Here is a 13,653-nt window from a genome sequence, read left to right as displayed (position 1 = left end):
GAGATGAGTCCTCTACTCAATCAGGCGTAAGCCTGATTGAGCAAGTCATGTCTTAGATTCAAGAATCTCAGTGGCTTCAGCCCTGAGAGTGTCAATTCTCAAGTAATCTAGAGAAAGCATTGATACTTAAGCGGCAGACCCACCAGCAATTATTAATTTCCTATGAACATTTTCAGTAACTTACTTTCTCAAACAACTCAGCCTGGAACTGCGAAAAAACAACGCCGAGGAATTGAAATTAAATCGCCGCGTGAAATTGAAATCATGCGCCAATCAGCGATAATTGTGGCAACTGTCCTCAAAGAAATTTCCGAGTTAGTAAAGCCAGGAATGACCACGGCTGATTTGGATGCTTATGCAGAAAAACGTATCCGCGAAATGGGTGCAACACCGAGTTTTAAAGGATATCACGGTTTTCCAGGTTCTATTTGCTCCAGCATTAACAATGAAGCAGTACATGGCATTCCTAGTCCTAAGAAAGTGATTCGCGTGGGGGATGTATTAAAAGTAGATACGGGCGCTTATTACCAAGGCTTTCATGGTGATTCTTGCATTTCAATTGCTGTCGGTGAAGTGACGCAAGAAGCTGCTAAATTAATTCGCGTCGCCGAAGAAGCTTTATATAAGGGTATTGAACAAGTAAAGGCTGGTGTATACCTACTTGACTTAGCTGGAGCAATTGAAGACCATGTGAAAGCTAACGGTTTTAGTATAGTTGAAGAGTTCACGGGACACGGTGTCGGTCGTAATCTGCATGAAGAACCTTCAGTATTCAACTACCGTACTCGTGAGATGCCAAATGTTAAACTGCGTGCGGGAATGACATTGGCAATTGAGCCAATTTTAAATGCGGGTTCTAGACAGACGCGGACATTATCTGACCGTTGGACAGCAGTCACTGTGGATAATTCTTTGTCGGCTCAGTTTGAGCATACAGTGTTGGTAACGGAGACTGGTTATGAGATTTTGACTGACCGTTCTAAGGTGTAATTACCCAAGTTGCGGGTCATGCGAAAATCGCTCAAACTATTGTCATGTAACAGGTTGCAAAAAAAAGTCCGAAACTCCAATTCTCAATAAACCTGGGGAAAATACCTTAACTTCCGAGCTTATTGCAAATCATGTTTGGACTACACGACAAAGCAAATTTTGAAAGCCTCTCTTTGACTAGGTTTAAAACACCTATTAAAGAAAATATTTTGAAAACAATCAATAAAATTTAAAAAAAATAAATATTTAGTTTAGTCAACACGTAAATTTTCATTTGGTCTGCATTCATTATTGAAATTCTGCATCGGCGTAGATATTGTCTAAAAAGCTTATCTCCTAAGCTTTTGATGCCATGAAAAAGCTTTTTTTCATGGTTGGATAGCTATCTAACCCAAGTTGCTAACGGGACTTAAACACTTTTGAGGGAGAAACAAGCCTCAAACCCATGCAGGGTAAGGGAAATACACCAAATGCTCAAAAATGGCTTAAACCCAGATATATCAATCAACCAAGCAAAACGATGTCAAAGTCTCTCTGTATATAGCTTTGAGGCTTTTTTATGGGTGTTTTTTGTCTAAGTCCCACTAAGTAGTCGGACAAAAATATTTCCAGTCATTGCTTCCCGAAGTGAAGCAATCCCAGCCGCAAGCGAATTACTACCCTTCGGGAAGCCGCTTCGCGTCTACATTCCGCGAACGCGACCTTCGCAATGACATTGTGTAATTAATTCTGTCTGACTTTTTTAAGTACAAAATTTAATTTTTTGGTATTTAGCAGTAGTTAAAATCTGGCTTTTTTGTATCTTAATGATATCGTTTTTTGGATTATTTGACTGATAGTCGCATAATTAGTTTTATAAATAGGAAGCGTTTCTTTAGCTTGTATAGAGACAAATGTACTCTCTGGAATCGCTTCTAATAAATTAATTGCCTGTTGCCATTTATCTTTTGCTTGCTGCCGAATTAGTCGTGAATGAGGTGATTTTTGTACCAATAAATTAGCTTCTATCGCTAGCTTTTGGGCTGATTCTAAGTTTGCTATAGCTTTATTTTCAATTAACACTCTTTGACTGATATATTTAGAGTTAATCTGATAGTAAGCTAATTTCTTCTTTGCTAGGTCAGAAACTGATGTTTCATTAGGAATACTATCTAACAAGATTATTGCCTGTTGCCATTTGTTTTGTGCTTGTTGCCAGACGTTTAAAGGATGCGGTGGATTTTGAACCAGAGAAGCAGCTTCCATACCGATTTTTTGAGCAGATTTAAACTTGGCGATCGCACTTCCTTCTTGAGCTAAACTTAGACTCATCTGCTGCAATTGTGGAATTTGCTCTTTAATTTTCCAACCACCAAAACCCAAGATTAATAAACTTGAGGCTATAAACAAAGCCGAACGTACTATTTTTTGTGTCGAAAACTTTGGTACTACTTCTACTTGCTGACTAATAATTGCTTCCTTAATACTTTCTTGTTCAATCTTTTTTAGAGCTTCTTCTGCCTGTTCCCTTAAAGTGTCATTCTGAATAATTAAAGTCGGAAGTTGTTCTTGGAAAAAATCACAATCATTAAGAATATCTGTCAATTCTTGAAATTTTCCCTCACTCGATATAATTAATTCATGGTCATCATCTAACCACTCTAAGGCGAAACTAGATTTACCATAGAAAGCAGACACGCCTAATAAAATATTCAATAAGCTGTGACTACTTTTAATAGCATTAAAAATATAATTTAATTGCTGCTGTAAGTGTAATAAATCATTTTGATAATTGCTAAATTTTTGAATTTGACGTTGTAAAATATGAGAGTTGCCCAAGTCTAAGTTAATCTTTAAGCTTTCAGCAATTACCTGAAAATTGGCGGTGAGGCTGAGATGATTAATATCAGAATTTAGTTGATTAACCAACTGAACATCACTGAGAATATCAGCAGCAATTGCCTGCAAAAAATAACCCCATTCAATCCAGCCATCAATTTTTGATTGTAAATCAGTTAATGAAATTTTAGTTTCTGAGTGACCAAATTTTTCGGCGATCGCTGGATCTACTAATCCCACATTAAGTACAAACAAACTAGCTGCTGTATCGATTTGAAAAAGTGTAGCGATCGCCGAGTTTTTGATGCGATCAAATTTCAATTCCTGAGCAATTAATTTTTTAAGATTCCGTAGTTGTTCCTGAGCGTTATTGATCAGGATAATTTGTTCGGTGATTTGATTAGAATCGCCAATAGTCAGTTTTAGACTCTGAATCAGTGTTGGCAATTCACTCACAAGTACTTCTAGGTTAGCCATAAATACTTCTTAGGGATTTGTCGAAAGTTTATGCGAAACAATTAAAATGGCTTGAGCAAGACCGTAACCACGCCTGTTGCATCTGAGCATCCTAGTTGAGTGGCAAATCTCAGGAGCCATAAAATGTATAGTTCCCGGAAATCCTGCTAAAGTAACAATTTAAGTTTTAAAATCCCAGAGAAAGACAAAATTACCCATTCACTAACGTATGAATGAAGTTGATTTAGCATTTACCCCAGCGCTAGAGTTGGCGCAATTAATCCGTCGCCGGGAAGTATCACCGCTAGAGTTGGTGGAAATATATTTAGAACGGATTGGGCAGTTCAATCCCCAATTAGGAAGTTATTTTACGGTGACGGCAGAACTAGCGATCGCAGATGCCAAAGCCAAAACAGAATTATTGACAACTACCTCAGAATTACCGCCATTTTTTGGGGTGCCGATTTCCATTAAAGACCTCAATGCTGTAGCAAGTGTTACCTGTACTTATGGTAATCCGGCATTACTGAACAATATCCCTAACTATGATGATGGGGTTGTAACAAGGATTAAGCAAGCTGGATTTACTATTCTCGGTAAAACAGCTACTTCCGAATTAGGTTCATTACCTTACAGCGAACCTACGGGTTTCCCCCCAGCCAGAAATCCGTGGAATTTAGAATATACCCCTGGCGGTTCCAGTGGTGGCGCGGCGGCGGCAGTAGCAGCCGGATTATGTGCGATCGCTCAAGGTTCTGATGGCGGTGGTTCAATTCGGGGACCTGCGGCTTGTTGTGGTTTGGTGGGACTCAAACCATCTAGGGGCAGGGTGAGTAAAGCACCCGTAGGCGAACGTCTGGCTGGAATTGCCGCCAACGGACCGATCGCCCGGACTGTGGCTGATGCTGCCGCCTTTTTGGATACCATCTCTGGCTATGTCACAGGCGATCCTTACTGGTTGCCAGATCCCCAACCATCATTTCTCGCCGCTACTCAGACAAAACTCGGTGCTTTGCGAATTGCCTTTGAGACTAACATTTCTCCTTTGGGAGAAGCTGACGCCAACTGTCAACAAGGTGTCCGCCAAACAGTGCAGTTATTAGAACAACTCGGCCACCAAGTTGAACAGAAATCTCCAGATTTTAGCGGTTTAATTGAACCATTTCAAATCGTTTGGCAAGCTGGGGTAGCTGCGTCAGGACTTCCTGTTGAAGCTTTGCAACCGGTGAATCGCTGGCTATTTGTACGCACCGGTTCTGTTGCTGAGTACCTGCAAGCAGTTTCTCAAATGCAGATAGTGGCACGGCAGATTGTAGCGTTTTTCGATACCGTGGATGTGCTGGTATTGCCAGTTTATCTACATTCACCGATCATGGTTGGGGAATGGGCTTCGCTGAGTCCAGAAGAGACATTCCAAAATATTATTCAATGGGTTGCCCCTTGTCCACCTGCTAATGCAACTGGACAACCTGCGATCGCAATTCCTGTAGGCTTTGATAGTAAGGGTTTACCTATGAGTGTGCAGCTAATTGGTAAACCTGCGGCTGAAGCCACACTCATCAGCCTAGCAGCACAATTAGAAGCGGCTAACCCTTGGATTGATCATCGTCCAGCCTTTGCAATATAGGGCTAATCATGCAGGCATCCCTGGAACAACTTTCACAAATTATTCTGTTTGCAAGTTTAGAAACAGCAGACAAATTGACATCCTCCCACCCCTTGAAAGGGTGGGATTCTCAGATAAGCAAATATAATGATGTTCTTGTTATTTTTATTCAACTTTTTTTTGTTTAACATAGTTACGAAAGTCATTTATTGTGAGTTGATCGAGCCATTGATGACGTTCTTTAGTATAGTCACCATAGCCCACTTCTAACTGCTGTAAAAATCTCAGCGTTCCTGCTACCCCTAAAGCATCAATTAGGGCTTTATATCCTTGCTGTCTAATTTCCGTCGGTTTCATTGTTTTCTTCCTCTGTTTGCAAAGTATTCATTAACCAAATCGTCGGATTTTCGACTTCTATTTTTAAAATATTTTGAAATTGCTTTGCTTTCCTGAAAAGGCGATCGTCAGTCGTCAAAAATATATCAGCTTCTCCCACTTCTGCAAAAGCTAAATGTAACGCATCGTGAAACTTGAAGCTCAACTTCATTAATTCTTCTGCTCTCAACTCAATATTTTCAGTTGATTGGATATAAATGTTTGCTACATTTAGGATTGAGTTAACTTGTTCTTGTTTAAATGAGTTTGAATGTTGACTAACCTCAAATTCGATAATATCACTATTCATCAATATCCATTTGCCATCTTCGCAATTTTGAATAATCTCCGTTACTGCTTCAGCCTCCATACGAATCCGAAATTGTTCTAAATCATCTAGGGTTCGATTCAGACAGCAAACATCGAGATAAATTTTGTAAATTTTACTCATAGTGCATAAAAACGAGCCATTAGTCCAATACGGTTCAGTTAAGGTTAAAACTCTTAGTCAAACTCAATTTTTTTAACGAACCGCAGAGGCGCAGAGGAAACAGAGAGAAGAAAAAAATGCTTAACTGAACCGTATTGGCCATTAGTCTTCTTCATTTTCCTTAATGGCTGTTGCGATTTCCTCTGGGTATACAGTGGCATAAACCCAAGCGTTGGTTAAGTCAGTTGCAGATAAAGTTGGATAGTCTTTCAAAAGTTGAGCTTCGCTAATACCCAAATTCCGAGCATTAACTAATACCCAAACAGGAATACGGGTTCCTGTAATACACGCATCCCCACCACATACCCCTGGAATTTTCTCAATTCCACGCCAAGGATTGCCTAAGCTTTGAGCTAGTATTTGAATCGCCTTACCCTCTGCTTTAATTACTTCGATAATAGTTTCGCACGAATATACAAAGGCGCAAAGAATTTCTTAGTTTCTTTGCGTCTTTGTGTAAGATTTAAAAGAGTTTATGCAGCTAAACAAGCCACGGAAATGTTAGGCAACTTCTACCACATCTACGTTAGCTAGTGGAATGATTAAGTTGCCCGATCAATTTTTTGCACTTCTTCATCAGATAGTTTCACATTGATAGCTTGTACTGAGTCTTCAATGCTGGAAACCTTGCTAGCACCAGGAATGGGCAAAATAGCGGGCGACTTGGAACGTAACCACGCCAAGACGATATTATACACCGACACACCTTTTTCTTTAGCTAACTGAGCGATCGCAGGGATATCTTGCAAATCCTGATGGCGACGCCTACCACCAAAGGGACTCCAAGGCAAAAATGTCAATCCTTGCTGTTCGCAATACTTCAACACGCCGTCCTTTTCTGGCTGTCGTTGCCAAGGGCTGTATTGATTCTGCACTGAGATAATATCCACAATATCCCGCGATCGCTTAATTTGTTCAACGGAAAAGTTAGAAACTCCCACAAACCGAATCAAACCAGCCTCTACTGCTTCTTTAACTGCTGTAAGGGATTCTTCAATAGTGTAATTAGTATCCGGCGAATGGTATTGCCAAACATCGATGGGTTTAGCACCACCTAACGCCTCAAAACTGGCTCGAATTGTTTGGCGCAAATGTTCTGGGCTGCCGTTGCTTGTCCAGTTGCCATTGGGACGCATCAACCCGCCCTTAGTTGCCACAATTATTTGGCTAACATCACCTTTGTAAGTAGTAAGTGCTTTGTGAATTAGCCGCTCATTGTGGTGCTTGTCTGACTCATCTTTGCAGTAAGAATCGGCAGTGTCAATAAATGTAATCCCCAACTCCAAGGCACGATGAATAACTTGGATTGATTGCGATTCGGGAGGGCGATTAGAAATTGACATGGGCATACCACCCAAACCAATCGCACTCACAAAGATACCAGTTTTTCCTAGTTGTTTGGTTTCCATGCTTCTAGCTATAACTTTCTGCCCCAATTATCCATTAGTTAGCCAAAGCTTTTTTAGCGATTCATCAGAAATCTTCCCTAGTACTTAGATTTGATGATCGTTAAATGGGCGACGAGGGGAATACTCTACTCAGGGGTTAAATATTCTATATACAACTACAGATGAAAATTGTAGAGGAAACCCGTATCAGATTGCAACTAAAGCATCGACCACTCAGCTATTGGTTTAGTGGGTGGTGCATTTTTACTGTCTGTTTAAGCTTTTTGATTTACTGCTTAGTTTTTGATTCTGCTTCAGTTAGTCTCAGTTGTACTCGACCTTCACCAAACCAAATTAACTGTGAATTCAAGCGGTTTAATTTGCTGGGAAGTATGGAGAAACTCAAAATGTTTGATCTCCAGGAAGCATACGTTCTTACAAAGACTGGTAGCAAAGGAAGTAAAATTTATCAAGTTATGATTGTGACTCCATTTGGAGACTTTGCCCTGATCACACCTTCGAGTGATCTGGGCTGGATATATGCGCTCTTTTCATGGTTAATTAAGCTTTGTAGGCGTTAGGCGATTAAGTAAAGTTTTCAAACAAAATAGGGGAGTTTTGCACAAATCGTTTTAATACCCCTAATTATGTATATATATTTGCTAATAAATTATGTATGAAGTAGCTACTAGCACTATATTGCAATGTTGATACAGGTTATTGGCTTGATGTAATTAACACAACCTTGTAAACTACAAATACCCACTTTATGAGTTTGTCTAAATGAACTATGTTTGGTAAATAAAATAAGTAGCCTACATGATCGGCTGTTATAAAAGCCGCCTCTCTAGGCTAAGATGCTCCAGGGACACTTTGTTCTTCTTGTGCTAATTAAATATTTTATGCAAAATATGTTAGCATAAGAATATGGTAAATAAAGGTCGAACCATGATAGTTTACGAGTTCAAGGTGAAAGGGAAGCAAAAGCAGTATCAGGCTATTGATGAGGCAATTAGTACTAGCCAATTCATTCAGAATAAATGCTTACGTTACTGGATGGACAACAAAGATGTTGGGAAATACGACCTCAATAAATACTGTGCTGTATTGGCTGAAGAATTCCCCTTTGCTGATGAACTTAATTCAATGGCTCGGCAGTCTGCTGCTGAACGTGCTTGGTCTGCAATAGCTCGGTTTTACAATAACTGTAAGAAGAAGGTTAAAGGCAAAAAGGGGTTCCCTAAGTTTAAAAAGTATTGTCGCTCAGTTGAATATAAAACTACTGGCTACAAACTTTCGACTAATCGTAAAGTGATTACTTTTTCCGACAAGAAAGGAATAGGAACCCTAAAACTGAAGGGAACTTATGACCTCAACTACTACAATATTAAGCAAATCAAAAGAGTCCGTTTAGTGCGTCGTGCTGACGGTTACTATGCTCAATTTGCAATCGATGTTGATGTGCGGATGGAAACGCAGCCTTCCCTACAAGTAGTTGGCATCGATTTGGGACTAAAGTATTTCATTGCTGATAGTAAAGGTAATGTAGAGCCCGCGCCTAAGTTTTACCGCAAGTCTGAGAAAGCTTTAAATCGTGCTAATCGGAACAAATCTAAGAAATTCAGCGCAGCCAAAAAGAAAGCTCTCATAAGGCAATCTAACAATTACCACAAAGCTAGGAATAGGTATGCCCGTAAACATTTAAGAGTAAGTAGGCAGCGAAAAGAGTATTGCAAGAGATTGGCATACTCCGTCATCCAATCTAACGATTTGGTCGCCTATGAAGATTTGAATGTGAAGGGTTTGGTACGTAACCGACATCTAGCTAAATCTATCAGTGATGCTGGATGGTATACTTTCCGCCTTTGGTTAGAATATTTTGGGCATAAGTATGGTTCGGTAACGGTTGCTGTTCCTCCTTATAATACAAGTCAAAACTGTTCTAACTGTGGCGAGAAAGTGAAAAAATCTCTATCTACAAGAACCCATGTTTGCCCTCATTGCGGGTATGTGGAAGATAGAGATGTGAACGCTAGCATCAACATTTTGAGATTAGGACTCAGTACGGTAGGGCATACCGGAACTTACGCTACAGGAGATTTGCCCTCTTGGGCAGTTGGCGCAAGCCTGCTGTCTAACGGCGGGTCTGTGAATGTAGAATCCCCGGATTGAACAAATGAGCCTAGCGATATTTGTTCAGTCTGGGGAGTGTCAATCTACACTTGACATAAAGCATTGTGAGTGGAAAACGTCTGCCAGAAACCATTGCCCATGTCAGAATTACCCGCCAATCCTGGCAACACGGCTTCCTTGAGGGCGAAGTGAATGCGGGTGAGTTTGAGTGGCATTTCCAGTGGCATTTTCGCCGGGGAGAACTTGCCGTCAAACCTTCCCAAGGCCGCGCCTTAATCAAAGAACCCCTCGGTCGATTCTTGGAGCAACAAGATTACCAGCTAGAGCCTGGAGGAGACTATGCTTTTACTATTCGAGCAGAACTTTAGGAGTTTTGAAGAAGAATTCAGAAGTCAGAATTCAGGAGTCAGAATCAATCAGTCGGGGATTCAGACCCGCGACTGATTGAAGTCCACCAAATCTACGATTTGGTGGGGATTTTAAACCCGATTATTCATCCGCTTTTTCGGTCAAAATTCATTCTGAATTCTGACGACTGGCGCCTTTATTCTGTTCGATAAATTGTGAAGATCAGCTAAACACATCTTGAGAAATTGAGTTGTGCTGCTGTTCACTCCATTTTAAACTTTCCATTGAAAAGCACTACACGCCAACCATCAGGGTCTTCAATCGTTACGCTTTTGCCTTTCCAATAAGGGTTTTCTGGCTCCACTTCGGGATATCCCAAACTCGAAAGACGGTTTTTGATTTGTGCTATTTTTTCTAGATTGGGGATATATAGTACCAGTAAGTTGTCTTTTGTTGGAGCAAGACAGGGACTTCCAGTTTTATGAGTTGTAAATTCTAGGTGGTATTGAGCGTTAGGCAATCCAAACATGACTCCATCGTATCCATCATGTTCTGTAAACGAGTATAGCTTTCTCAATCCCAAGCCATCTTCGTAAAACTCAACCACTTTTGCCAGTTTGTCGGTTGGTCTAGCAATTCTGAACTGAACGGCGGGAAAATCTGTATTATTTGTGTTCATATTACTTTTTCATTGAACGATAGAACAACAGACTTAAAGCAGACAAGATGTGAAGCAGCTTAGTAATTCCTAACTATTGACTTTTCACTCCTCACTCCTCATTCCTCATTGCTGATTCGGTGAGGCGATTTAAGTATCTTTCGATTAAGAGGATGGCAACAATGTCATCTATGGGTCTTGGTGGCTGTCGCAGACCCTTTGGCAATAGCTTTATTAGCCCTTTGGGTGGGAACATTTGCCAATAGCGATCGCGGGCTTCTAAGCTTGTGTAGCGCTCATCCACTAAAATAATACTCAGAGGTTCTGTCAATTCCTGATATAATTGCTTTCTCCACTGCTTGGCTGTAGTTTGGTCGCCCATGACCATCAAGGAAATGGGAAACTTTTGACGCAGTGTTTCAATGGTAGCGATCGCCTCTTTTGCTAGCACGACCTGATGATAATACACTTGCCGATCGAGTCCCATCACCGCTAAACCACACTTATCTCTACCTGGATCAAACCCCAAGATGACTGGTTGCGTTGGTGAAAATTCACGGAAAGTCATAATAAATTCTAAATTCTAAATTCTAAATTCTAAATTAAGAAATGCAATTACAGTAAGCATTTAAGCTCCTGTGCAAATATGTTTAAATCTTAGTGTACAAATAACTTTTTAAGTACTAAAAATAATTTTTCCGTTGACTATTGCCACTAATTTTACTCTCAATGGCCCGGCTGTATAAGTGTCCTCTGCGGCGATCGCTTTGATCTCCAAGGGTTGATTATACTGTCTTAATTGGGTGACAAAGCGCAGAAAAGTCCCATCAACCTGCACATTTTCGACAATTCCGGCGTTACGCGCACGAAATTGGGAAGCAGAAATCACTAGTTCCAGGCGCTGCTGTAACTGATAGGATGTCATGGTTTTGGAATCGGTAGTAGTTGTAGCCAGCACTGCACCTCCCGAAAAAACCAATAGATTCCGGGCTGTATCCGCGAAAAATTCTATCTGCTTTTCTCCCCTAACGTAATTACCAGCCGAGAAAATTCGCACCACGTATTCTTGACCATCGCCAATCTGCTTGCTCAACTGGTCAATCCTATCCTGGGTTACGCGCAGTAGCTCTACATTTACAACATTTCCACCCGGCTCACTTAATTCCAGATTGGCGTTGCGATTGGCTTCTTGTAAAAGTTGTACCACTGCCTGACGAGCAGCACCAGGCTGCGTAACACGAATTACACCAGCAGACAGAACTTGACCGCGAACTAAAGCTAGTTTACCCAGACGCAGGTCGCGGTAGGACTGATAATATTTTTCCAGCCTTGCAACTTCCAGTTCTAGTTGCTCCTGTTGTCCTTCCAATTCTTTGAGGCGCGATTCCCGTGTGGCAATCACTTGCTCTCGTGCTGCAACTTCTAGATTACGCTTTTGAATTAGTTGATCTAGTTGGGCAATTTTTTGATCGCGTGCTTCTATGGCTTCTTGGCGGTTAGCAAGTTCAAGATCGCGTTTTACAATAGCTGTTTTGGCTTCGTCAATAGCTTTTTTAGCTTCAGCGTACAGTCGTTGACGTTCTGTCTTCAATAGTTCAACTGCCGCCTGTAGCTGCTTTCTCTGATTGTAAACACTTTGGAGTTCAGCTATGGCTTTTTGATACTGAGTTACAACTTGACCTAGCTGGCCTTGAGTGCGTTGAAGTTGAGTTTGCGTTTGGGCTTGTTGACTAATGGTGCGGTTCAACTGAGCTTGTGTTTGGAGTTGTTTGGCATTCGCCGCCTGCAACGATTGATTGATTACCTGCAAGTCTTGTTGTGCTTTTGCTTGGGCAATTCTTGCTTGGTTTAGCTCATTCTCTACCTGACTTTTTTGAGTTTCGGCGGTTTTTAACTGTTCCCGCTTCTGTCTGAGGTCTGTTTGAATATCCTCTAACTCAAAAACTCCCTTTCGCAAACCTTCGTCGGCAGCGAATAAAATCCCTAATGTTGATGCTGAAATCAAACCACCCGTAAAAATCGTTACCAGTACGGCGGTGTTTTTCGGACGGAGATTAAAAAGTGAGAGGCGGGCTTTGCCAACTCGTGTGCCGATGCGATCGCCCACGGTGGCAATTACGCCTCCCAGAATTAAAATTGCTGCGATGAGGATGTATCCGGTGGTCATCTTTAGCTACCGAAATCCTTCCAGATACAGCCTACTACTTTTAAGCATTGTCTGTGGAGAAGTGGAAATTGACAATAGCTGAAATTGCTCAATTTTAGATTTACCTCTAGCTATTAGTGTCATTTTTCAAAACACAACACGCGCCGACTCCCCTTTCTCCAATTGTTTTTATGTGAACTGCCTACTTAAAGTAACAGGTTTATGCACAGTAATCTTCTTTTTGTGGATAGAAATCATCTTTTTTTCACGCAAATCTCCCAATAGCCTAGTAACGGTAACACGAGTTGAACCAATTGCTTCTGCGATCGCTTGATGAGATAACTTCAGATCAATAGTGATCCCATCTGCACAAGGAACCCCAAAATCTCGACAAAGAATTAACAAAAAACTCACCAACCTAGAACCCATATCTCGGTGAGCGAGAGTTTCAATCATCATCTCTGTTTGTAAAATGCGCGAAGACAGACCCCGCAGCATTAACATTGATAATTCTGGATTTTCCTTGAGTGCTTGCTCCACCTGTTCAATTGGCGCTGACAGTAATTCCACAGGCGTAAATGCAACCGCATGGTAAAACCGATCCGACTTATTTCCTGTCAGCAATGACAATACACCAAAAACACTATTTTCCCGCAGCAACGCTACCGTTATTTCCTCTCCTGCCTCGTACACCCTGGAAAGTTTAACAGCACCTTTCAAAAGAAAATAAACTCGTTCGGCAGGATCTCCAGGAAAAAAGATCGTTTTATTGCGTTCAAACGTTTCCACAACTGGCGGAAACGCCCCGGTCGCCATCTGACGAAATACATTTGCTAGGGCTTTATCTTGTGTCACGATCATCTCCCTTCCCCTACCCAATGCCGGAAAAACAAAAACTGATTACCTAAGAATACACCCGAAAAATGAATAAAGCACCGTCAACCTTTCTGTACTTTCCTATACTCAAACTAATCTCTTCATAACTCTTTGTTCATAATGATACATAATTGTTGATCCTTTCAGCTATTAATTGTTGATAAGTAGTTATAATCGCTGTATTTAAAAGGTTTTTTGAAGAAGAAATAAAGATATCTTGAGAATATCTTTAGGAAAAATCAAGATTTTTGTCACAGCAAACACTCTTACCAATATTCATTTTTGCAAATCCTGTGTAAAACAAAGACAAAACGTGCCTCAGATTCTAGTATGCTCCTAATGATCGATCGCATTAAGAATTTATATGCT

Annotated in this window: 13 protein-coding genes; 4 read left to right on the top strand and 9 right to left on the bottom strand. The window is 40.8% G+C overall.

The features are described 5' to 3' along the window. Positions 1 to 162 precede the first annotated feature (162 nt). Positions 163 to 990, top strand: a complete 828-nt coding sequence (map, locus tag V7K27_RS23120; protein WP_334950418.1) for a type I methionyl aminopeptidase — start codon at positions 163 to 165, stop codon at positions 988 to 990. A gap of 780 nt (positions 991 to 1,770) precedes the next feature. On the opposite strand, the gene V7K27_RS23115 is transcribed toward map, so the two are convergent. After that, on the bottom strand, positions 1,771 to 3,285 hold the full coding sequence (locus tag V7K27_RS23115; protein ID WP_334950417.1) for a hypothetical protein: 1,515 nt from the start codon (positions 3,283 to 3,285) through the stop codon (positions 1,771 to 1,773). Positions 3,286 to 3,493: 208 nt separating this feature from the next. On the opposite strand from V7K27_RS23115, the gene V7K27_RS23110 reads away from it, so the two are divergent. Further along, a complete protein-coding gene (locus tag V7K27_RS23110; RefSeq protein WP_334950416.1) occupies positions 3,494 to 4,891 on the top strand; it encodes an amidase in 1,398 nt (465 codons plus the stop codon). A gap of 144 nt (positions 4,892 to 5,035) precedes the next feature. Here the strand turns inward: V7K27_RS23110 and V7K27_RS23105 are convergent, their stop codons facing one another. The 4 genes from V7K27_RS23105 to V7K27_RS23090 form a co-directional block, all read right to left on the bottom strand. Further along, entirely contained in the window at positions 5,036 to 5,227 is a 192-nt protein-coding gene (locus V7K27_RS23105; protein ID WP_334950415.1) for a hypothetical protein, read from the bottom strand. Further along, positions 5,208 to 5,696 carry a PIN domain-containing protein gene (locus tag V7K27_RS23100; RefSeq protein WP_334950413.1) on the bottom strand — a complete coding sequence of 163 codons (489 nt, stop codon included), beginning with the start codon at positions 5,694 to 5,696 and terminating at the stop codon, positions 5,208 to 5,210. The genes V7K27_RS23105 and V7K27_RS23100 overlap by 20 nt, the downstream gene beginning before the upstream one ends. Positions 5,697 to 5,837: 141 nt before the next feature. Then, positions 5,838 to 6,050 (bottom strand): DUF433 domain-containing protein, encoded by a 213-nt coding sequence (locus tag V7K27_RS23095; RefSeq protein WP_442947641.1) that lies wholly within the window; start codon positions 6,048 to 6,050, stop codon positions 5,838 to 5,840. Between the two features lie 227 nt (positions 6,051 to 6,277). Continuing rightward, a complete protein-coding gene (locus V7K27_RS23090; protein WP_334950411.1) occupies positions 6,278 to 7,144 on the bottom strand; it encodes an aldo/keto reductase in 867 nt (288 codons plus the stop codon). A gap of 927 nt (positions 7,145 to 8,071) precedes the next feature. Between V7K27_RS23090 and V7K27_RS23085 the strand changes: the two genes are divergently transcribed. Both V7K27_RS23085 and V7K27_RS23080 read left to right on the top strand, forming a co-directional pair. Beyond that, entirely contained in the window at positions 8,072 to 9,295 is a 1,224-nt protein-coding gene (locus V7K27_RS23085) for an RNA-guided endonuclease InsQ/TnpB family protein (protein ID WP_334950410.1), read from the top strand. A gap of 65 nt (positions 9,296 to 9,360) precedes the next feature. Next, complete coding sequence (locus V7K27_RS23080) at positions 9,361 to 9,624, top strand: DUF3146 family protein (RefSeq protein ID WP_334824830.1); 264 nt, start codon at positions 9,361 to 9,363, stop codon at positions 9,622 to 9,624. Positions 9,625 to 9,866: 242 nt separating this feature from the next. On the opposite strand, the gene V7K27_RS23075 is transcribed toward V7K27_RS23080, so the two are convergent. The 4 genes from V7K27_RS23075 to ntcA all read right to left on the bottom strand — a co-directional run bounded on the left by V7K27_RS23075 (position 9,867) and on the right by ntcA (position 13,269). Next, a complete protein-coding gene (locus V7K27_RS23075) occupies positions 9,867 to 10,283 on the bottom strand; it encodes a VOC family protein (RefSeq protein ID WP_334950409.1) in 417 nt (138 codons plus the stop codon). A 91-nt stretch (positions 10,284 to 10,374) separates the two neighbouring features. Next, complete coding sequence (locus V7K27_RS23070; protein WP_334950408.1) at positions 10,375 to 10,830, bottom strand: pre-16S rRNA-processing nuclease YqgF; 456 nt, start codon at positions 10,828 to 10,830, stop codon at positions 10,375 to 10,377. Between the two features lie 108 nt (positions 10,831 to 10,938). After that, on the bottom strand, positions 10,939 to 12,429 hold the full coding sequence (locus V7K27_RS23065) for a DUF3084 domain-containing protein (protein ID WP_334950407.1): 1,491 nt from the start codon (positions 12,427 to 12,429) through the stop codon (positions 10,939 to 10,941). A gap of 168 nt (positions 12,430 to 12,597) precedes the next feature. Further along, the gene (gene ntcA, locus V7K27_RS23060) at positions 12,598 to 13,269 is read right to left on the bottom strand and encodes a global nitrogen regulator NtcA (RefSeq protein WP_010998529.1); all 672 of its coding nucleotides are present in this window, start codon (positions 13,267 to 13,269) and stop codon (positions 12,598 to 12,600) included. Between the last annotated feature and the right edge of the window lie 384 nt (positions 13,270 to 13,653).

The organism is Nostoc sp. (assembly GCF_036919575.1).
GTDB lineage: Bacteria > Cyanobacteriota > Cyanobacteriia > Cyanobacteriales > Nostocaceae > Nostoc.
The sequence above is the reverse complement of the archived record's forward strand: the minus strand, read 5'-3'. Positions and strand labels throughout refer to the sequence as shown.